The sequence below is a fragment of the Natrinema sp. LJW11 genome (genome assembly GCF_056135975.1).
The window spans coordinates 1-20,805 of record NZ_JBWBDM010000004.1; the positions used below are offsets into that span (position 1 = coordinate 1).

Annotated in this window: 22 protein-coding genes; 17 read left to right on the forward strand and 5 right to left on the reverse strand. The window is 66.5% G+C overall.

Annotated elements, in window-relative coordinates; genetic code table 11:
• Nucleotides 1–212: 212 nt before the first annotated feature.
• Nucleotides 213–725, reverse strand: a complete 513-nt coding sequence (locus AC0QDI_RS11810) for a metallophosphoesterase (protein WP_474668365.1) — start codon at nt 723–725, stop codon at nt 213–215.
• 157 nt (nt 726–882) lie between these two features.
• On the opposite strand from AC0QDI_RS11810, the gene AC0QDI_RS11815 reads away from it, so the two are divergent.
• Nucleotides 883–1,827: a cation diffusion facilitator family transporter gene (locus AC0QDI_RS11815; RefSeq protein ID WP_474668367.1), complete on the forward strand. Its 945-nt coding sequence runs from the start codon at nt 883–885 to the stop codon at nt 1,825–1,827.
• Between the two features lie 46 nt (nt 1,828–1,873).
• On the opposite strand, the gene AC0QDI_RS11820 is transcribed toward AC0QDI_RS11815, so the two are convergent.
• Complete coding sequence (locus AC0QDI_RS11820; protein ID WP_474668369.1) at nt 1,874–2,293, reverse strand: hypothetical protein; 420 nt, start codon at nt 2,291–2,293, stop codon at nt 1,874–1,876.
• 168 nt (nt 2,294–2,461) lie between these two features.
• Here AC0QDI_RS11820 and AC0QDI_RS11825 point away from each other — a divergent pair, with 168 nt between their 5' ends.
• Nucleotides 2,462–4,612: an ATP-dependent DNA helicase gene (locus AC0QDI_RS11825; protein WP_474669223.1), complete on the forward strand. Its 2,151-nt coding sequence runs from the start codon at nt 2,462–2,464 to the stop codon at nt 4,610–4,612.
• A 10-nt stretch (nt 4,613–4,622) separates the two neighbouring features.
• On the opposite strand, the gene AC0QDI_RS11830 is transcribed toward AC0QDI_RS11825, so the two are convergent.
• Both AC0QDI_RS11830 and AC0QDI_RS11835 read right to left on the reverse strand, forming a co-directional pair.
• Nucleotides 4,623–5,123, reverse strand: coding sequence for a 2'-5' RNA ligase family protein (locus tag AC0QDI_RS11830; RefSeq protein WP_474668371.1), 501 nt, complete (start codon nt 5,121–5,123; stop codon nt 4,623–4,625).
• 74 nt (nt 5,124–5,197) lie between these two features.
• A complete protein-coding gene (locus tag AC0QDI_RS11835; RefSeq protein WP_474668373.1) occupies nt 5,198–5,392 on the reverse strand; it encodes a DUF7554 family protein in 195 nt (64 codons plus the stop codon).
• A gap of 85 nt (nt 5,393–5,477) precedes the next feature.
• Here AC0QDI_RS11835 and AC0QDI_RS11840 point away from each other — a divergent pair, with 85 nt between their 5' ends.
• From AC0QDI_RS11840 to argF, 10 genes are all read left to right on the forward strand, one after another.
• On the forward strand, nt 5,478–6,641 hold the full coding sequence (locus tag AC0QDI_RS11840) for a helix-turn-helix transcriptional regulator (protein ID WP_474668375.1): 1,164 nt from the start codon (nt 5,478–5,480) through the stop codon (nt 6,639–6,641).
• A gap of 436 nt (nt 6,642–7,077) precedes the next feature.
• On the forward strand, nt 7,078–8,313 hold the full coding sequence (locus tag AC0QDI_RS11845; RefSeq protein WP_474668377.1) for an argininosuccinate synthase: 1,236 nt from the start codon (nt 7,078–7,080) through the stop codon (nt 8,311–8,313).
• A 2-nt stretch (nt 8,314–8,315) separates the two neighbouring features.
• Entirely contained in the window at nt 8,316–9,821 is a 1,506-nt protein-coding gene (argH, locus tag AC0QDI_RS11850) for an argininosuccinate lyase (RefSeq protein WP_474668379.1), read from the forward strand.
• A gap of 228 nt (nt 9,822–10,049) precedes the next feature.
• A complete protein-coding gene (gene lysW, locus AC0QDI_RS11855; protein ID WP_005554620.1) occupies nt 10,050–10,214 on the forward strand; it encodes a lysine biosynthesis protein LysW in 165 nt (54 codons plus the stop codon).
• An 88-nt stretch (nt 10,215–10,302) separates the two neighbouring features.
• Entirely contained in the window at nt 10,303–11,181 is an 879-nt protein-coding gene (gene lysX, locus AC0QDI_RS11860; protein WP_474668382.1) for a lysine biosynthesis protein LysX, read from the forward strand.
• Nucleotides 11,181–12,257 (forward strand): N-acetyl-gamma-glutamyl-phosphate reductase, encoded by a 1,077-nt coding sequence (argC, locus tag AC0QDI_RS11865; protein WP_474668384.1) that lies wholly within the window; start codon nt 11,181–11,183, stop codon nt 12,255–12,257. The genes lysX and argC overlap by 1 nt, the downstream gene beginning before the upstream one ends.
• Complete coding sequence (locus AC0QDI_RS11870) at nt 12,257–13,123, forward strand: acetylglutamate/acetylaminoadipate kinase (RefSeq protein WP_474668386.1); 867 nt, start codon at nt 12,257–12,259, stop codon at nt 13,121–13,123. The genes argC and AC0QDI_RS11870 overlap by 1 nt, the downstream gene beginning before the upstream one ends.
• Entirely contained in the window at nt 13,120–14,268 is a 1,149-nt protein-coding gene (locus AC0QDI_RS11875; protein ID WP_474668388.1) for an aspartate aminotransferase family protein, read from the forward strand. Before AC0QDI_RS11870 ends, AC0QDI_RS11875 begins: the two co-directional genes overlap by 4 nt.
• Nucleotides 14,269–14,270: 2 nt before the next feature.
• Nucleotides 14,271–15,341, forward strand: a complete 1,071-nt coding sequence (locus AC0QDI_RS11880) for a [LysW]-lysine hydrolase (RefSeq protein WP_474668390.1) — start codon at nt 14,271–14,273, stop codon at nt 15,339–15,341.
• Between the two features lie 24 nt (nt 15,342–15,365).
• Nucleotides 15,366–16,295, forward strand: coding sequence for an ornithine carbamoyltransferase (gene argF, locus AC0QDI_RS11885; RefSeq protein ID WP_474668392.1), 930 nt, complete (start codon nt 15,366–15,368; stop codon nt 16,293–16,295).
• 387 nt (nt 16,296–16,682) lie between these two features.
• Here the strand turns inward: argF and AC0QDI_RS11890 are convergent, their stop codons facing one another.
• On the reverse strand, nt 16,683–17,150 hold the full coding sequence (locus tag AC0QDI_RS11890) for a histidine kinase (RefSeq protein ID WP_474668394.1): 468 nt from the start codon (nt 17,148–17,150) through the stop codon (nt 16,683–16,685).
• Nucleotides 17,151–17,316: 166 nt separating this feature from the next.
• Between AC0QDI_RS11890 and AC0QDI_RS11895 the strand changes: the two genes are divergently transcribed.
• The 5 genes from AC0QDI_RS11895 (at nt 17,317) to AC0QDI_RS11915 (ending at nt 20,775) form a co-directional block, all read left to right on the forward strand.
• Nucleotides 17,317–17,565, forward strand: a complete 249-nt coding sequence (locus AC0QDI_RS11895) for a DUF8001 family protein (RefSeq protein ID WP_474668396.1) — start codon at nt 17,317–17,319, stop codon at nt 17,563–17,565.
• Between the two features lie 67 nt (nt 17,566–17,632).
• The gene (locus tag AC0QDI_RS11900) at nt 17,633–18,016 is read left to right on the forward strand and encodes a helix-turn-helix domain-containing protein (RefSeq protein WP_474668398.1); all 384 of its coding nucleotides are present in this window, start codon (nt 17,633–17,635) and stop codon (nt 18,014–18,016) included.
• A gap of 57 nt (nt 18,017–18,073) precedes the next feature.
• The gene (gene thrC, locus AC0QDI_RS11905; RefSeq protein WP_474668400.1) at nt 18,074–19,333 is read left to right on the forward strand and encodes a threonine synthase; all 1,260 of its coding nucleotides are present in this window, start codon (nt 18,074–18,076) and stop codon (nt 19,331–19,333) included.
• 90 nt (nt 19,334–19,423) lie between these two features.
• Complete coding sequence (locus AC0QDI_RS11910) at nt 19,424–19,774, forward strand: hypothetical protein (protein ID WP_474668402.1); 351 nt, start codon at nt 19,424–19,426, stop codon at nt 19,772–19,774.
• A 101-nt stretch (nt 19,775–19,875) separates the two neighbouring features.
• Complete coding sequence (locus AC0QDI_RS11915) at nt 19,876–20,775, forward strand: transcription initiation factor IIB (RefSeq protein WP_474668404.1); 900 nt, start codon at nt 19,876–19,878, stop codon at nt 20,773–20,775.
• Nucleotides 20,776–20,805 lie beyond the last annotated feature (30 nt).

The window sequence follows — 20,805 nt, forward strand, 5'->3', positions numbered from 1 at the left end:
GGATGAGCGAGAGAACGAAGTGAACGAGCGAATCGGCTGGGGAGGGCGTGGCGATTCCGTGTTGCCACGATAGCAGGACACTTCTCTCACCGTCTATCCATCAGAACTCACTGCTCCATTCACACGTCTACTGGTCACCGAAGTCGAGACGCGCCGGCGGAGCGGTACCGATGAGAGATCGTCTCACCAACCTTAGATATCGCCGCGAAGAGTCACACCGTTTGAATCTCGAGCGACTCGAGCACCGTCCCGTCCGGTTCCCGAATCGAGCCTTCGAGCCCGCCGTCGCGCTCCTCGAGAGTGGCGAACCCCGGCCGATTCCCGCGCGGATCGGCGTGGCTGCCGGGGTTCAACAGGGTGACGTCGTCGGTTTCGACGACCGTCGGCCGGTGGCTGTGCCCGAAGACGACCACGTCGGCACCTCTCGAGCGGCCGAACATCGCGAGCCCCGTCTCGCCGCCGTCCCGTCGGTGCGTGACGGCGAACCGGACGCCGCCCGCCTCGACGACGCGGGCCGTCGGCAGTCGATCGCACACCGCCGGCTCGTCGGCGTTTCCGTGGACGGCGAACAGCTGGTTGCATTCGTCCTGAAAGGCCTCGAGTGCAACCTCGCTCGTGAAATCACCCGCGTGGAGGACGACGTCCGCGTCTCGCACGGCGGTCAGGGCCTCGCCCTCGAGTTCGTGGCCGCGGCGGCTGTGCGTGTCCGAGAGGATCGCGATCATGGCCGCGCTTCGGTCGCCGCTGACAGGTCCCTTTCGGATGCGACCGATCGGACCGTCCCGATCGCGCGCAGAGACGGTGCTACCGCACGTGGTAGCGAGGCACAACCGGCTCTAGAACGGCTTACACTTTTAGGCCCTCTCTCCGTAGTCGTCGCCGATGGCCAGTAGCACCTCCGTCGTGCTCGCCGCACTGTTCGCGAACGGCGCGATCGCGATTCTGAAGTTCGGCGGATATCTGTTGACCGGGAGTCCCGCGATGCTGTCGGAGACGTATCACTCGATCTCGGACACGGGTAACCAGATCTTCCTGCTGGTCGGAATCAAGTACGGCGCGCAGGAAGCCAATCGGTCTCACCCGTTCGGCCACGGCAAAGCGCAGTTCTTCTACAGCCTCTTAGTGAGCGTCATGCTCTTCGGCATCGCCGGCTGGGAGAGCGCCAGACACGGTTACAGCGCGCTGCAGGAGGGCGGGGTCCACCGGGCCAGCGAGGACGTCACACTGCTCGGAGCGACGTTCGATCCGGTCTACGTCAACTACGCCGTGTTGCTCGGCGCGATCGCCTTCGAGTCCTACGCGCTCTGGAAGGCCTATCAGGGAATGAGCCGCCAGATGGACGAGTACGGCTGGTCGAGCTTCCGCGAGGCGTTCAGCAAGACCAGCGACGTGACGACGCTGACCGCGCTCACCGAGGACACCATCGCGCTCTCCGGTGCGGGGATCGCCCTCTTCGGGATCTACCTCACTCGAACCACCGGCAATCCGATGTACGACGCCGGCGCGGCGCTCGTCATCGGGATCATGCTCATGGGCTTCGCCGTCGCGCTCGCCTGGGAGAACAAGCGGCTCATCATCGGCGAGAGTCTCTCGAAAGACGCCGAGGACGACCTCCGACGGATCGTCGCCGACTGGGACGGCGTGACCGAACTGGTCGATCTTCGGACGGTCTACTTCGGTGCCGAGGAACTGCTCGTCACCGCCGACGTTGCGTTCGAGCCCGATCTCGACACCGAAACGATCGAACAGCGCATCACCCAAATCGAGCTAGCCCTGATGGATCACGACAATCAGGTGCAGAAAGTCTACATCGAACCCGAAACCTGACCGAAATCTGATCGAAACCTGACCGGTCACGTATCTCTCGGTCGTGCTATGCAGTCGATTCAGCGGTCGCGTCGTCCCTATCGTCGTAGCCCGCCACCACCGTCGATCCCGGCGGCCGATCGTTCAACACCGCCGTGACCGTCGTTTCCTCCAAGTCCACCGTCGACTCGAGAGGGTCCCACCCATCGTCGGTTTCGACGGCGACCGCGACGTCGGTCGGACTCGCACCGGGGGGCAGTCTCGAGGGGTCGTAGACGAGCGCGATCCGGACGGCTTCGACCGCTTTCAGTCCGTCGAGGGCCACGAGATCGACGGGATCGGCGAGCGCGTCCACCGGCGGCTCGCGCCCGCTCTTCTCGAGGCCGAACTCGTCGGGGACGACGCCCGCGACGAGGGCGACGCTGGCACCCGCGCTCTCGAGCGTGTAGTCGTTGACGCTACTGGCATCGTATCCGGGAATCGCCATACCGGGGGCAGGCACTCGAGACACATGGCCCTGTACCGCGCGTTCGCCGGCCGGTGGTCGCGCGAGCCGCACGCGATCGCCGGGGTTGTTTAAAGGAGCCGATCGAATCGAGACGAATCCTTTTATCGAAGCGCGAACCTATCACGTACTGTGTCCGAGACCGGGTACATGCGCTTTTTCCCGTACGATCGGCCGTACGAGAATCAGCGCGAGGCGATGGACCGCATCCACAACACCCTGGGGCGGGGGCAAAACGTCCTCTTCGAGGGTGCCTGCGGGACCGGCAAGACGCTCTCGTCGCTCGTGCCGGCCCTCGAGGTGGCCCGCGAGCAAGATAAGACGGTCGTCATCACGACGAACGTCCACCAGCAGATGCGCCAGTTCGTCGCCGAAGCCCGCGCGATAACGCGCGAAGAGCAGATTCGCGCCGTCGTGTTCAAAGGGAAATCGTCGATGTGCCACATCGACGTCGGCTACGAGGAGTGTCAGGCCCTGCGGGACAACACCCGCGCCGTCGTCGACACCGAACGCGACCGCGAGCAACTCGAGCGCCGCCAGCGCGAGTTGCTCGCCGAAAGCCAAGACGGCGACGGGTCGGCGGCAGACGCCCGCAGCGCCGTCATGGACGAACTCGCGGACATCGAGGAGCGACTCGACGACCTCGAGGACCAGAACGTCTGTGACTACTACCGGAACAACCTGACCGAAGACACGGACGACTTCTTCGGCTGGCTCTTCGAGGACGTTCGCACCCCCGACGAAATTTACGAACACGCCGAACAACAGCAGTTTTGCGGCTACGAACTGTTGAAGGAGGGGATCGAGGGCGTCGATCTGGTCGTCTGTAACTACCACCACCTGCTGGACTCGACCATTCGCGAGCAGTTCTTCCGCTGGCTGGGCCGCGATCCCGAGGACGTGATCGCCGTCTTCGACGAGGCGCACAACGTCGAGGACGCCGCCCGCGAGCACGCCACCCGGACCTGCTCCGAACGGACGTTCGACTCCGCGCTGGACGAGTTGGCCGACGCCGACGACCCGCGCTCGGAAGACGCCGCGAACGTCCTCTCGGCCTTCCACCGCGCGCTCGTCGAGACCTACGAGGACTCCTTCGGCTTCGGCGACCGCGAGGGGATCGGCGAGAACTGGGAGGACGTCCCTATCGCCAACGAGGACCGCAAGGACGACCTCACCCTCGAGTTCCTCCAGCGCTACTCCGGGCGGGGAATCGACGAGGACCTCGAGGCCGCGACGAAACTCGGCCAGGAACTCGACGAGCAGTACGAGGAGGCCTACCGCGAGGGGGAAACGGCCACGCGCACGGAGTGTCAGACGCTGGGGGCCGCGGCCTTCGTCAGCGCGTGGATGGCGGAGAGTTCGGCGGAGGGCCTCTACCCGGTCGTCTCCGTCACCCGCGACGCCGGCACGGACGAGGTCTACGGCCGCGCGGAACTGTACTCCTGTCTCCCGCGGCAGGTGACCGGCCAGCTATTCGACGAGATCCACGCGACCGTCCTGATGAGCGCGACCCTCCAGCCGTTCGACGTCACCGAGAACGTGCTGGGCCTCGAGGACGCGGTGACGATGGCCTACGGGCTGCAGTTCCCCGAGGCGAACCGTCGAACGTACGCCGTCGAGACGCCGCCGCTGTTCTCCTCGGATCGCGACGACCCCGCGGTCCAGGAGACGGTAACGGAGACGATCCACGACGCCGTCCGGATGACCCCCGGTAACACGCTCGCCTTCTTCCCCAACTACGGCGAGGCGGGCCGGTACGCCGACCGGCTCGAACGCCGCAGCGATCGGACGGTCTACCTGGACGAGCCCGGGGAGTCCGTCGAGGAACTCCGAACGCAGTTCGTCGCGAACGACGACGCGGTGCTCTGTACCTCGCTGTGGGGGACCCTCGCGGAGGGGGTGAGCTTCGACGGCGACGACGCCAACACGGTACTGGTCGTCGGCGTTCCCTACCCGCACCTGGACGATCGGGCCGAGGCGGTCCAGGAGGCCTACGACGTGGCCTTCGACGGCACCGACACGGGCTGGCGCTACGCCGTCGAGATTCCGACGGTCCGCAAGACCAGACAGGCGCTCGGCCGCGTCATCCGTTCGCCGGAGGAGGTCGGCGTCCGCGCGCTGCTCGATCGGCGCTACTCGCGCTCGGCGAAGTCCGATCTGGGCAAGTACAGCGTCAACGGCACCTTCCCGCACGAGGAACGCGAGGAACTGATCGACATCGGCCCGGAGAAGCTCAAGTTCGCGATGCGCAACTTCTACGGCGACCACGAGGCGTACGACGGCGCGCCGCCGGCGCCCTGACCCTCTCGAGTCAGGCGGGGAGCGAGATCCGACTCACCGGCAGCTTGTAGGTTCCGTCCCAGAACTCGAGCGCGCTGACCGTCCACCGGATCGGCTCGATCTCGCGGTCGGCCAGCCGCTTCGCGGTCTCGAGGTCGCCGCCGCGGGCGAGCGTCACGTGCGGGACGTAGTCGCGTCCCTCGAGTCCCTCGACCGTCTCGAAGGCGTCGGTGAGGTCGGCGTGGATCCCCTCGAGGCCCGGACTCTCGACGGCCAGATAGACGACCGGTGCCGACCCCAGCGGCGGGTCCGCAAAGTAGTCGACGCCCGTGATTTCGGCTTCGACGGCGGGTGCGCCCTCGAGCGCGCGGTGGGCGCGGTGCTGGAGCTGTGCGACGTGGTCGGCCTCGCCGAGGCGCTTGAGAAGACACGAGTGGTCCTCGCGGACGGTCTCGAATCCGATCAGATCGGGGTGAAGCCGGTTCGCGAGTTGGCGGACGCGGCCGGGGACCGGGACGTTGACGCTGTACACTTCGGTGGATAATGGGTCGAGACGGCTATCAGTCTGGTGGTCTCGCGGGCTCCAACGGCCGTGTCGCGTCCGCGTTAGATCCGATCGAGCAACCAGAGGACGATCATCACGGCGATCGCGAGTTGGACGACGAGGACGAACGGGCCGAGTAGCCCCGCGATACTACTGATCACCGCCCCGACGATCTCGAGGACGAGCAGTACGGCCACCAGCGCGAGGACGATCTTCAGCAGCGTTTCGACGTCGAGTTCGCCGCGCGAGTCGATCATACACTCACGTACGGCTGACTGTGTGAAAAACCATCGCTCCCGCGGTCGGAAAGACCTATTTAGACGGCCACGGCATGTTCCCATAATGGACGTGAGGGGGCTACGGGCCCTGATTTGCGTGCTCGTGGTGGTGGCGTGTTCGCTCGCGCTCGTCTCGGTCCCGTCCGCTGTGGCGGCTGACGCCGGGGCACAGCGAGCGGCGCTACAGGACGGACCGGACGACGACGAGACGGACTCGAACGAGAGCGTGCAACTCGAGGACGCCGATCGGATCCACATCGACGTCTTCATCGCCGAGAACGGCTCGGCGCGGGTGATCGCCGACTACCAGTTCGATCTCTACGGCGAGAACAGTTCCGCGGCGGAGTGGGAATCCCTGCGCGGGAACGTTTCGAATAATACGGAGTGGTACGTCGAGGAGGAGCGAGACAGTTGGAACGACACACTCGAGAAGGGAGAAAACCAGACGAGCCGGGAGATGAACATTTCTGGCACGTCCGTCACCACGGAGGAGGACGCGCAACCGCGGGAGATCGGCCACGCGAAAGTCTCCTTCGAGTGGGCGGACTTCGCGCTCGTCGAGATGACCCGAATCAAGGCGGGCACCGCGCTGTCGGGATTCACGCTCGATGACGGAACGACGTTGCAGTTCCACTGGCCGGACGGGTACACCGTCTACGAGAGCGAGGGCGAGCCCCAGATCGATCCGTCACCGAGCGAGCTGGCGGAGGAATCCGTCTCGTGGCGCGGCGAGGAAACCTCGTTTACCGACGACCAGCCCCGGATCGAACTCGCCAAGAACAGCGACTCGAACTCGAGCGCGGAGCAGAGCCCCTCCGACGAGGGACCGGCGATGCCGTGGGTGATCGTCCTCCTCGCGCTCGCGTTGCTGGCAACCGTCGGCGTCGTCGGCTGGTTGGTCGGGCGAAACCGTCCCAGCGGCGGCGGGGGGACCGACGGCGGCTCCGACACGGCGTGGCGGACCGACGGCTCGACCGACGTCGACTCGAGCCCGTCCGCTGATCCGCCGGCGGACGGTCCCCCGCCGGAACTGCTGAGCAACGAGGAACGGGTCCTGCGCCTGCTCAAACAACGCGGCGGGCGAGTGAAACAACAGGAGGTCGTCTCGGAACTGGACTGGACCGAAGCCAAGACGAGCCAGGTCGTCGGCGACCTGCGCGAGAACGACGATATCGACGTGTTCCGGATCGGCCGGGAGAACGTGCTGGCGCTGCCCGAGGACGAGTAGCGGCCGTAGCCGACCCGTTTGTAGTAGCCGCTGAAACGGTTTCCGTACCGATCGCAGCGCCGTCGTTCGATCCGGTTCGCAGTGACGGTCAGCGGCTACCGTACTGTCCTCTCATTCGCCTCGAGATCGGCCGTGTGCCGTCGCGCTGACCGTCGGGAGCGCGATGTAGTAGGATTTAAGTCGATGCATCTGCAGTGTTCGACCAATGAGCCACTCCGTCGGCACGGCGCTCGCCGTTCCCGGTACCGACGGGACCCTCGCTCGGCGGCGACCGCGACGGGCCTTTTGAGCCCATTCTTTATTTCACCCCACGTCCCCGGATCGTTCCACCGTTCCCGAAACTGCAGAATTTTCGGTTAGCAGTGCTTCTACCGTTTATTTTCGTAATTGAAACCAACGGGCTTAAGTCCGTCCTGTGGGTTTACTCGAGTACCATATGACCCGCGTGGCACTTGCGTTTTCGGGCGGCCTGGACACGACTGTCTGTGTCCCGCTGCTCGAGGAAGAATACGGATACGATGACGTGATCGGCGTCACGGTCGACGTCGGCCAGCCGGCCGAAGAGTTCGACGAAGCCGAAGAAACCGCCGAGGCGCTCGGCCTGGACCACTACGTCGTCGACGCGCGAGCGGAATTCGCGCAACTCTGTCTCGAGAGCGTTCGCGCGAACGCGACCTATCAGGGCTACCCGCTGGGAACGGCGCTCGCCCGTCCGGTGATCGCGGAGGCGATCCTCGAGGTCGCGGAGGAACAGAACTGTACCGGCATCGCCCACGGCTGTACGGGCAAAGGTAACGACCAACTGCGCTTCGAGGCCGTCTGGCGCAGCTCGGACCTCGAAGTCATCGCCCCCGTGCGCGAACTCGGGCTCACCCGCGAGTGGGAGCAGGAGTACGCCGCCGAGCGCGACCTGCCCGTCGAGGGCGGCAGCGGCGGCGACTGGTCGATCGACACCAACATCTGGAGCCGTTCGGTCGAGGGCGACGACCTCGAGGACCCCAACTACGTCCCGCCGCGGGACATCTACGAGTGGACTGACGAGCCCGGCAGCGAGACCGAGGAGATCGAGATCACCTTCGAGCAGGGCTACCCCGTCGCCGTCGACGGCGAGGAGCACGAGCCGGTCGCACTCATCGAATCCCTGAACGAACTCGCCGGGAGCTACGGCGTCGGCCGCACCGACACGATGGAAGACCGCATGCTCGGGCTGAAGGTTCGCGAGAACTACGAGCATCCGGCGGCGACGACGCTGCTCAACGCCCACGAGGCCCTCGAGGGGCTCGTCCTCACCCAGGAGGAGCGCCAGTTCAAGAAACAGATCGACCAGCAGTGGTCCCAGAAGGGGTACGAGGGCCTGATCGACGCGCCGCTCGTGAGCGCGCTCGAGGGCTTCATCGCCGAGACCCAAACGCGCGTGACGGGGACCGTCACGATCCGCTTCGAGGGCGGCCAGGCCCGTCCGGTCGCTCGCGACAGCAAATTCGCGGCTTACTCCGCGGAACACGCCTCCTTCGACACCGAGACGGTCGGCAAGATCAAACAGGAGGACGCCACCGGCGTCGCGAAGTACCACGGCTTCCAGCGCCGCCTCGCGAACGAGGCGATCGCGGCCAACGCCGAGGACATCGAGAAGCCGGAACTCGCGACCGACGGAAGCGGAGACGACGAGTAATCATGACCGAGGAGAGCGCTCACGACGGGGCCGAATTCGAGTCGGAGATCGCTACCGACGGCGGTTCCGACGACGAGGGGGTCGTCCGCCGGGACCGCTTCAGCGGCGGCCCCGCCCGGAGCTTCCTCTCCTCGCTCGCGGCGGACGAACGCATCTTCGCGGCCGACCTCGAGGTCGACCGCGCGCACACGGTCATGCTCGCCGAGCAGGGCATCATCGCGGACGACGTGGCCGGACAAATTTTGACCGCGCTGGACGCGGTCGAGGTCGACGGCCACGATTCGCTGCCCGACGGCGAGGACGTCCACGAAGCGATCGAGACGGCCGTCATCGAGCGCATCGGCGCTGACGGCGGGAAGATGCACACCGCGCGCTCGCGCAACGACGAGGTCGCGGCCTGCATCCGCTATCGCCTGCGCGAGGACGTCCTCGAGGCGATCGAGACGACGCTCGCGCTGCGCGAATCGCTGGTCGAGGTCGCGGCGGAGCACACCGAGACGATCATGCCCGGCTACACCCACCTCCAGCCCGCCCAGCCGACCACGGTGGCCCACTGGGCGCTGGCCTACGAGGGTGCGGTTCGTCGCGACACCGAACGCTTGCTCGAGGCCTACGGCCGAATCAACGAGTCGCCGCTGGGCGGAGCCGCGTTCGCGGGGACGACGTTCGACATCGACCGCGAGCGCACGGCTGCACTGCTCGGATTCGAGCACGTCGTCGAGAACTCGATGGACGCCGCCTCGAGCCGGGACTTCCTGCTCGAGACGGTGCAGGCGCTGTCGACGCACGCGACGACGCTGTCGGGACTCGCGGAGGACGTGATCATCTTCGCGAACCGCGGCTTCGTCGACCTGGCGGACGACTACTCCTCGACGTCGTCGATCATGCCCCAGAAGAAGAACCCGGACACGCTCGAACTCGTCCGCGCGGTCGCGGGCGACGCGGCCGGCGGCGTCCAGGGGTTGACGACGACGCTGAAGGGGCTGGCGCGCGCGTACAATCGCGACCTCCAGCGGGCGACGACCCACGCGTGGGAGACCGTCGACGCCGTGACGGAAGCCAGCGAGGTCGCGGCCGGTGCGGTCGCGACGGCGGACTGGAACGAGGAGACGCTGGCCGCGGAAGCCGGCGAGGGCTTCTCGACGGCGACCGGCGTCGCGGACCTGCTCGCGGCGAACGGACTGCCGTTCCGGACCGCACACGAGCTGGTCGCCGTCGCTGCCGAAAACGGGGCCGATTACGACGCCCTCGAGGCCGCCGCGCAGGAAGTGCTCGGCGAGTCGCTCGAGGCCCACGTCGACCCCGCTGCCGTCGAGGACGCGCTCGACCCCGTCGAGAGCGTCGCGAGCCGCGACTCGCGGGGTGGTCCCGCGCCCGAGGCGGTCGCACCCCAGCTCGAGTCGGCCCGCGAGGCGCTCGCGGCCGACGAGGAGACGCTCGCGGACGCGGCCGACGCGATCGAGGCGGCCCACGAAGCGCTCCGTTCGGAGGTGAACGGCTATGTCTGAGGCGGTCGCTCGAGCGAGACGGGGCGGTCGCCCCCCGAAATCGCGGGCCGTCGCTCGACCGGGTCGGCGACGGTCCCCGCGGGGGGACAAGTTGCCTACTTCATGATATGTCAAAGTAAACCTGCGGTAACGTAGCCCCCACGGACCGATAGAGTGGCGTGCAGTTAGTATAATTTTGCTGTTAAGTTCGAAGGCTTTAAGGGATCCCGGCCCCCACGTGCGAGTACAATGACCGAATGCGTCGAGTGTGGGGCCGAGGTGTCCCTGCACGACGATCTGGAAGTCGGAGAGATTGTCGACTGCACGACCTGTGGAGCCGAACTCGAAGTCGTCGACACGGAGCCGCCAGTCCTCGAGCGGGCCCCCGAGCTCGAAGAGGACTGGGGTGAGTGACCTTGCAGACGGGCGCGACTTCGCCGTCCGCTGCTCGCCCGGTTCGCGGAGCGCGTAGCGCTGCCACCCGTACGCAGAGGTGTCTCGCGTGAACGTCGGCATACTCTACTCGCGGATTCGCAAAGACGAGAAACTCCTGCTCAGCGAACTTCGCGAGCGCGACCACGAGGTCACGAAGATCGACGTTCGCAAGCAGACCTTCGACATCTCCGAGGCCCCCGCGGCGTTCGACGGCCTCGACATCGTCGTCGACCGCTGTCTCGCCACGAGCCGGAGCCTGTACGCAACGCAGTTCTTCGAAGCGTACGGGATCCCCGTGGTCAACAGCCACGAGACCGCGGACATCTGCGCCGACAAGGTGAAAAACAGCCTCGCGCTCGAGAAGGCGGGCGTGCCCACGCCCGCGACGAAAGTCGCCTTCACGAAGGAGACGGCCATGGAGGCCATCGAGGACTTCGGCTACCCCTGCGTCCTCAAACCCGTCGTGGGTTCGTGGGGTCGGCTGATGGCCAAGATCGACTCCGAGTCGGCCGCCGAGGCCATCCTCGAGCACAAGGCCACGCTGGGCCACTACGAGCACAAGGTGTTCTACGTCCAGGAGTTCGTCGAGAAACCCGGCCGCGATATTCGCGTGGTCGCGATCGACGGCGAACCGATCGCGGCGATGGTTCGCTCCTCGGATCACTGGATCACCAACGCGGCGAAAGGTGCCGAGGTCGATCCGTTCGACGTCGACGACGAAGCGCGCGAACTCGTCGAGACGGCGAGCGACGCCGTCGGCGGCGGCCTGCTCGGCGTCGACCTCATGGAAACCGGTGACTCCTATACGGTCCACGAGGTCAACCACACGGTCGAGTTCAAGGCCCTCGACGGGGCCGTCGAGACCGATATTGCGGGAACCGTCGTCGACTGGCTCGAGGCGAAAGCCGACGCCGCGGCCGACGAGGAACTCGAGGTGAGCGCCTGATGGCGGTCGGCACCGAGACCGGCGCGGACGAAAACGCCGAGGCGGTCACCGCGAGCGTCATCGGCGGCTCCGGATTCACGGGCGGCGAGCTCCTGCGATTGCTCGCCGGCCATCCGAACTTCGAGATTACGGAGGTCACGAGCCGCTCGAAGGCCGGCAAGAGCGTGGGCTCCGTCCATCCGCCGCTGCGCGGCTCGGACCTGCGCTTTACCGAGCCAGACGACCTCGAGTCCGTCGACGTGCTGTTCGCGGCGACGCCACACGGCGTCTCCATGGGCCGGATCGACGATTTTTTCGACATTGCGGACACCGTCGTCGACCTTTCGGCGGACTTCCGCCTCGAGAGCGAGGCCCAGTACGAGGAGTGGTACGACGGCCACGAGGCACCCGAGTACCTCGAGAAGGCCGAATACGCGCTCCCCGAGATCAATCGCGAGAACCTCGAGGGGGCGGACCTCATCGCGGGCGGGGGCTGTAACGCCACCGCGACCATTTTGGGCCTCTACCCGCTGTTCGAACACGGCATTCTCGAGGGCGGCGAGCAGATCGTCGTCGACGTGAAGGTCGGCTCCTCCGAAGGGGGAGCCGGCGGCGGCGAGGCCTCGAGCCACCCCGAGCGCTCGGGCGTCGTCCGCCCCTACGCGCCGACGGGCCACCGCCACGAGGCCGAGATCGAGCAGTTCCTCGACACCTCGGTCGCCTTCACCTGCCACGCCGTGGACATGATCCGCGGCGCGAGCGCGACGAACCACGTCTTCCCGTCGGGGCCGGTCTCGAAGGGCGACCTCTGGCAGGCCTACCGCGGCTGCTACGAGGACGAGCCGTTCGTCCGCATGGCCGCCGGCGGCTCCGGCGTCTACCGCTACCCCGAACCGAAGGCCGTCGCCGGGACGAACCTGGCCGAGGTCGGCTTCGAACTCGACCCCTCGAACGAGCGCATCGTCGTCTTCTCGGCGATCGACAACATGATGAAAGGCTCCGCGGGCCAGGCGGTCCACGCCGCTAACGTCGCGCTGGGCTTAGAGGAGACGGCCGGACTCGAGTTTACGGGGCTCCACCCCGTGGGGGCACCCTGATGACCACGGTCGTCAAGATCGGCGGCGCTCGAGCCGTCGATCCCGAAGGCGCACTCGCCGATGTCGCTTCGCTCGTCGAGGACGGCGAAGACGTCGTCCTCACGCACGGCGGTTCGACCGCCGTCGACGAGACGCTCGAGGAACTCGGCGAGGAACCGACCTACGTCGAGACCCCCGGCGGCGTCGTCGGCCGATTCACCGACGAACGCACTATGGACGTCTTCAAGATGGTCATGCCCGGCAAGCTCAACACCGATCTGGTGGAGAGCCTGCACAACGAGGGCGTCGACGCGATCGGCCTCTCGGGCACCGACGGCAAACTGCTCGAGGGCAAGCGCAAGTCCGCCGTCCGCGTCAAAGAGGACGGCAAGAAGAAGATCAAGCGCGGCGACCACTCGGGGACGATCGAATCGGTCAACGCCGACCTGCTCGAGACGGTGCTCGCAGGCGGCTACACGCCCGTCGTCTCCGTCCCGGTGCTCGGCCGGGAGAAGGAGGGCGGCTACACCGCGGTCAACGCCGACGCCGACCGCGCAGCGGCCGCGATCGCCGGCGCGCTCGAGGCCGACCTCGTGGTGCTGACTGACGTGTCGGGGATCTACGAGGATCCCGACGACGAGTCGACCAAGATCGATTCGGCGTCGACCCCCGAAGAGTTCGCGGCCGTCAAGGACGCTGCGGAAGGGTTCATGACGAAGAAAGTCATGGCCGCCGAGGAGGCCCTCGCGGGCGGCGCGGCCTCGGTGATCGTCGCGACGGCCAACGCCGACGAACCGATCAGTAGCGCGCTCGCGGGCGAGGGGACGACCCTCGAGTCCGGCGCGCTCGCGGACGAAGCCGACGCGGAAACGGAGGCAGCAAAATGAGTGACCTCGACTTCATCTCCGGCGGTAAGCCGATCAGTATCGAGAGCGGCGAGGGGCCGTATCTCCACGCCACCGACGGCACGGAATACGTCGACGCCGGCGCGAGTTTCGCGTGCACGCCGCTGGGACACTCCCATCCCGCGGTCGTCGACGCGGTACAGGAGCAAGTCGGCGAGCTGACGTTCGTCGACTCCTCGTATCCCGTACAGGCTCGCGAGGACGCCTACGCCTCGTTCGTCGCATCGACGCCGGACGAACTGGAGAGTGCCTGGTTCTGTAACTCCGGGACGGAGGCCAACGAGGCCGCGCTGAAGTTCGCCCGGTCCGCCACGGGGAACTCGAAGATCGTCGCCGCGACCCGCTCGTTCCACGGGCGGACGATGGGGGCGCTCGCGGCCACGTGGAAGGACAAGTACAAGGAGCCCTACGAGCCGCTGGCCGGCGACATGGAGTTCGTCCCCTACGGTGACGGCGAGGAACTCGCGGCCGCCGTCAGCGACGAGACCGCGGCCGTCATCCTCGAGCCCATTCAGGGAGAGGGGGGGATCAACGTCCCGCCCGCGGGCTACCTCGAGACCGCCCGCGAACTCACGGCAGACGCTGGCGCGGCGCTCATCCTCGACGAGGTCCAGACCGGCATGGGCCGCACGGGCCGGATGTGGGCCTGCCAGAACGCGGGCGTCACCCCCGACGTGCTCACGACGGCGAAGGGATTGGGCAACGGCCTGCCCGTCGGCGCGGTCGCGGTCCGCGATTGGATCGCCGACGGCGCGGCCTCGCACAACGCCACGTTCAGCGGCGGCCCCGTCGTCGCCGCGGCGGTCCACGCGACCGTCTCGACGCTGGTCGAAGAGGAGCGGCCCGCCCACGCCGCCGAGGTCGGCGACTATCTCGTCACCGAACTCGAGGCGGCACTGGGCGACGAGATCCGCGAGGTCCGCGGCGAGGGACTGCTCGTCGGCATCGAGTTGAAACGCGGCGCGAACCGCGTCGCCCGCGATCTAGCGATGAACCAGCAGGTACTGGCGCTGCCCGCGGGTCGAACCGTGTTGCGCCTGCTACCGCCGCTCGTAATCGACGAGGCGGAGGCGGACCAACTCGTGGACGCGCTGACCGCGGTCGTCGCATCAGACACCGACTCATAATCATGAACGCGAGCTCGAGCGAATCGGCGGACGTGACCGCGGCGGCTGCCCGGGAGCTGTTGATCGATCTCGTTTCGATTCCCTCGCCCACCCGCGAGGAACGGGAGGCGGCCAAGCGCCTCGTGGACTTCTTCGAGGCCCACGACCGAGAGGTCTGGATCGACGCGGTCGGGAACGTCCGCGCCCCGGCGGACGACGCCGTACTGTTGACCTCGCACATCGACACCGTCCCGGGGGACATCCCCGTCGAGGTCGAGGAGACCGGCGACGACGAGATCCTCTGGGGCCGCGGCAGCGTCGACGCGACGGGACCGCTTGCAGCGATGGCGGCCGCCGCCGTCCGCACCGGCGTCTCCTTCGTCGGCGTCGTCGGCGAGGAGATCGACTCGAAGGGGTCGCGTTACCTGGTCGACGACCGCGAGGAGCCGCCGCAGGCCGTCGTCAACGGCGAGCCCTCCGGCGCCGACGGGATCACGCTGGGATATCGCGGACTGATCGCCGGCACGTACGTCGCGACCAGCGAGTCCGGGCACACCTCCCGGCCGGACCCGAACGCGATCCAACACGCCGTCCGCTGGTGGTCGGCCGTCGAGGACCGCTTCGAAGGCGACGAGTACGAACCGGTCTTCGAGCAGGTGACGACCAAGCCGGTCGACATCGAAGGCGGCGTCAGCGAGGACGGCCTCTCCGTCGAGGCGACGATGGACGTCCAGTTGCGCGTGCCGCCGGCCCTCGACGTCGGAACCGTCCGCGAAGCCGCGGAAGCCGAACTCGAGGTCGGGACCGTGACCTGGAAGGACAAGGTTCCGCCGGTGATGATGAGTTCGCGAACGGAAGTCGCACGAGCGTTTCGCGTCGCGATCCGGAAGGAAGGCGGCGATCCCCGCCTGGTGCGAAAGACCGGAACGAGCGACATGAACATCTACGCCGGGGCCTGGGACTGTCCGATGGTCACCTACGGGCCGGGCAACTCGGACCTCGATCACGCGCCCGACGAACGGCTTCCACTGTCGGAGTTCGACCAGTCGGTATCGGTTCTCGAGCGCGTCGCGCGGACGCTCAGTGAGCAATAGAATGTTCAGACGAGCTATCAGATCATGACAACAGCAACGAACGAGACGCAGCCGAGGCACTTCCTCGACGTCGACGATCTCTCCGAGGAGGAACTGTTCGCGGTTCTCGACAGAGCCGCCGAGTACAAACGCGCGGTCGAAACCGGCGAGGACCACGCGGACCTGTCCGGACGGACCCTGGGGATGCTCTTCCAGAAGGCGAGCACCCGTACCCGAGTCTCCTTCGAGACGGGCATGACCCAACTCGGCGGGCACGCGATCTTCCTCGGAGAAGACGACATCCAGCTCGGGCGGGGCGAACCGCTGAAAGATACCTCGCGTGCGCTCTCGCGGTACGTCGACGCCGTGATGGCTCGCGTCTTCAAACACGAGAACATCGAAGTGCTCGCGGAGTACTCCTCGGTTCCGATCGTCAACGGGCTCACGGATGACGCCCATCCGTGTCAGACGCTCGCGGATCTGCTGACGGTCCGCGAACACGAGGACGGCTTCGAGGACGTCTCCGCGGCCTGGATCGGCGACGGCAACAACGTCGCCCAGTCGTTCGCGCTCGGCTGTGCGCTGACGGACGTCGATCTGACGATCGCGACGCCCGAAGGCTACGAGGTCGACGACCCCGTCCTCGAGCGGGCCCGCGACCTCGGCGGCGATCCGACGACCACGACCGATCCCGTCGAGGCGGTCACCGACGCCGACATCATCTATACGGACGTCTGGATCAGCATGGGCCAGGAGGACGAACGCGACGTCCGCATGGACGATTTCGCGGGCTTTCAGGTCAGTTCGGACCTCCTCGAGCACGCCCCCGAGGCGTCGGTCATGCACTGTCTCCCGGCCCACCGCGGCGAGGAGATCACCGACGACGTCATCGAAGGCGAGCGCTCGATCGTCTTCGATCAGGCCGAAAACCGACTCCACGCCCAGAAGGCGTTGTTGAGCTGGCTGCTCGAGTAGTCGGGCGATCACGAACGGAGCGAGTGATCGGATTTTTCGGTCCAGATTTTTTGCGTGAGTGGTCAGCGCAGCTGACCCGAACGGAAAAAAGGTGGCCACGAAGGCGTTGTTGAGCTGGCTGCTCGAGTAAATCGATTGCTTCCCCGGTTAACCACGTATTGGTTAGCGAAAACTCATGTTCTACCGATTGAACTATCTAGTGTAGTTATATTCAGCTTCGTCAACGCTCCGATCGAATCATGTCGTTCAGACTGATACTCGCCACGCTCCTCATGCTGTTGGGACCGGCGGCACTGATCGCGCTCTACATCCTGTAGAGCGGGGACTGGGTAATCGCCTACCGATCACGGGAGCGGGGCGATCCGTTTCGCGACTCGAGCGACGGACTCACTCGAGCAGCGCGTACACTACGCCGAGGACGAGTCCGTACGCGGCGTGACCGACGAGACTTTCCACGGCGACGTTCGGGACAGTGGGAGCCATCTCGAACCCAACCGTGGAGAGCCAGATCGGCATCACGACGACGGCAAGAACCGCCCAGACGGCGACACCGTAGCCGACTCCGAGAGCGCTACCGGTGCCGAGACCGGGGCTGGCACGTCCCGTTGCGCGCAGCAACGTCGCGAAGACGACGCCGAGAACGGCCCCGTGTGAGACGTGTACGACCATCCCCGCGAGGCCACCCTCGAGGCCGTACATCGCGGGGATCGCAGCCTCGAGGACGCCGGGCGTCTGCATCGCCATCATCGCACCGAACACGAGCGCGCCGACGATGCCGCCGACGGTCCCCGCCTGCCAGGGCTCGAGTACGGTTTCGCTTCGTTCGGGTCGCTGGGTCACCGTTTCTGATGCCATGTGCTATCGTATACCTCGAGCCAGTGTAGCGGTATCCCGGTTCGGTAGCGGCCGCGCACAACCGGTTCCCGGCGCTCGATTCGATCTGTCGGACCGTCCGTCGACCGATCATTCGAGGGGAGTCAGACGCGAAGGTTCTTTGAACCGGCACACCCAGTCTCACTCGATGGCGAACCCGCTCCGTATCTCGGCCGGCGAACTCGAGACGGACGCGATCATGGCCGCGATTCAGGAGGGCCGACGGGTCGTGATTACGACGACGGCGGCGCACAAAGAGTACGAGGTGACGCTGCGTTACGACGGCTCGGTGTACTACTGCGATACGCCGACGCGACTCCACCGCCACGAGAACGAAGGCGAAATGCGAACCTGTATCCGGAAGATGGGCTACGGGACGGCGGCCGAGGACGCCTGACGACGGCGAACGGCCACATCGGCCGACTGCGGCGGATATTTTTACGATCTCGCCCGTACGGGCCGGTATGGCCGATACCCCCCAGCACCGCCTCGGGGAACTGATGGAGGAATCGAATCCGTCGTTCGAGGAGGTGATGAGTTGCGTGTTCGGCATCGAGAATCACGAGACTCGTACCTACCTCGCGCTGTGCGACCAGCCCGGCAGTACGATCGAGGAGCTGGCCGCGACCCTCGAGCGAGACCGGAGTACGGTCAACCGCTCGCTGTCGACGCTGCACGAGCGGGGCCTCGTCCGCCGGGACCGGCGGTTGCTAGACGGTGGCGGCTACATCTACCAGTACACCGCTATCGCGCTGCCGGAGGCAAAGGAGCTGTTACACGAAGCGCTGGACGCTTGGACGGCCACGGTTCACGACGTGATCGACGAGTTCGACGACCGGGCCGACTGAGCTGTCCCACCGGCGAATCCACTCACTTTTTCCCCCTCGCCGCCCTCTCGCCCGACAATGAGTCTCAGTCTCTCGGCCGACCAGCCGGAAGCGCCCGCCGACGCCGACGAGGGCGTCTGGCTCGAGTGCATCGACTGCGGCGAGACGTTCGCCCCCTTCGACGACGTCCGATACACGTGCGACGACTGCGATAGTCTGCTCGAGGTCCGCTACGCCGAACTCCCCACCTTCGACGACTTCGAGGGAGAGGGCGTCTGGCGATACGCCGACGCGCTGCCGTTCGAATCGGGCGTCTCGATTCAGGAAGGGGCGACGCCGCTGTACGAGGTCCCCCGTCTCGAGGACGATATCGGCGTCGAAACGCTGCGGATCAAACACGAGGGGATGAACCCGACCGGCTCGTTCAAGGACCGCGGGATGACCGTCGGCGTGCGAGTCGCGAAAGAACTCGGCGTCGGCCGACTGGCGTGTGCCTCGACGGGCAACACCAGCGCCGCGCTGGCCGCCTACGGCTCCCGCGGCGGGATGCAGACGCTCGTGCTCCTCCCCGCCGGGAAGGTCGCCGCCGGCAAGATCGCTCAGGCGAGCCTCCACGGCGCGCGCATCCTCGAGGTCGACGGCAACTTCGACGCCTGCCTCGACATCGTCCAAGAGCTCGCGGGGCAGGGCGAGGCCTACCTCCTGAACTCGCTGAACCCCTTCCGGCTCGAGGGCCAGAAGACGATCGGCCTCGAGATCCTCGAGGGATTCCTCGCCGATTACGACACCGTCCCGGACCGGATCGTCCTTCCGGTCGGCAACGCGGGTAACACGTCGGCGCTGTACAAGGCCTTCCGCGAACTCGTCCAGGCGGGCGAACTCGAGGAGGACGAGGTCCCGAAACTGACCGGCGTCCAGGCCGAGGGTGCCGCGCCGATGGTCGAGGCGATCGAGAACGGTGCCGACGAGGTGCGACGCTGGGAGGACGTCGAGACGCGCGCGACCGCGATCCGAATCGGGAACCCGGTCAACGCGCCCAAGGCGCTGCCCGGCATCCGCGAGACCGGGGGCACCGCCGTCGCGGTCTCCGACGAAGCGATCACCGAGGCTCAGCGCGATCTCGCCGGCGAAGGGATCGGCGTCGAACCGGCTTCCGCCGCGTCCGTCGCCGGCCTCCGAAAACTCCGCGCCGAGGGGGTCGTCGACGACGACGAGCGCGTCGCCTGCCTCACCACCGGCCACCTGCTCAAGGATCCCGACGCCGCGGCTGCGGCGGGCAGCGAACCCGAGCCCGTGCCGGCCGAGACGCGGGGAGTGCTCGAGCACCTGCAGGGGTAGCGTCGTTCGGACGGACGACCCGCGTCAGACGCGTCTGACGCCCGACTGACTGACCTTTTTCCGGAACGGTATGGTAGGCGTTGGCGAGCCATGTCCGCCGAGCAACGAGGTCCAACGCCCGTCCGCATCAGTGCCGAACGAACCGAACACAGTCACCCGAACCGACCCGCCGGATCGGACCGCCGAGACGGTCGCCCGCTGCAACGGCCCTCCCCGACCTCGGATCGGCGGGAACCGCGCCTCGCCTACGAGATCGAACGCGCGCGGCTTCACGCCCGGATCGCCGCCCTCGAGCAACTGGTCGAAACCAGCGAACGACGCCGACAGGCGGTCATCGATCAGTACGAACGACTGTTGGCCGATCGAGCGGACGACGAGACGGCGACCCGCGAGTCGGAATCGCAGTTACGGTCCCTGCTGGCGCGATTAGTCGACCGATAGCCTCCCCCGTTCTTTCCCGCCGCCCTCCCGATTTCCTTTAGACAATCCAACAGTTTAAATATCAAGCGGAAGCCAGTGGTAGATAGGGAATGAAATAACCAATGGCGAATGCTGATACGTCTGTGGTCTGTCCCGAATGTGACGGCAGATTGCGAAAGAGGGATACTGAAATAGTCTGTGAGGAGTGTGGGCTCGTTTCGGCAGAGGACGCGATCGATCACGGCCCCGAGTGGCGGTCGTTCGACGACGAGGACACCGACCCGAGACGTACCGGAGCCCCGCTGACCCGCTCGAGACACGATCGCGGGCTCTCGACGGAGATCGGATACGGCTCCGGCTCGAGTTCGGGGTACAGTTCTCGGTTGACCGGCAGAAAACGACGGCAGATCGCTCGATTGCGCCGAGAGCACAACCGCGCTCGAATCTCCTCCAAGGCAGAACGAAATCAAGTGTACGGATTCGCAGAGATCAGGCGAATCACCGCCTTACTCTCATTACCGGACTCCGCTCGAGAACAGTCGTGCGCACTCTTCGAGTCCGCCCAGTCCGAAAACCTCCTGCAGGGCCGGTCGCTGGAAGGCTTCGCCGCCGCCGCGATCTACGCGACCTGTCGGACGCGCTCGATCGCCCGGACGACCGACGAAATCGCCGCCGTCGCGCGCGCCGACGGCGACGAACTCACCGTCGCCTACGACGCCTTGAACCGTGAACTCGGTCTGCCGACGGGGCCGATCGATCCCACGCAGTATCTCCCCCGGTACGCGTCGAAACTCGACCTCGGACAGGCGGTCGAACGGCGTGCGCGAGAGCACGTCGACGCCCTGCTCGAGGCCGGGCTGATCGGCGGGCGTAATCCGAGCGGGGTCGCCGCGGGCTGTCTCTACAAGGCCACCGGCGAACGCGACGAGTGGCCCTCGCTAACCCAGACCGCTGCAGCCGAGGTGGCCGATGTCGCTGCCGTCACGATCCGATCGACCGTCATGAATCTCAGAGAACTCTAGCGTCGACTCCAAGCATTTCGATCCGCTACT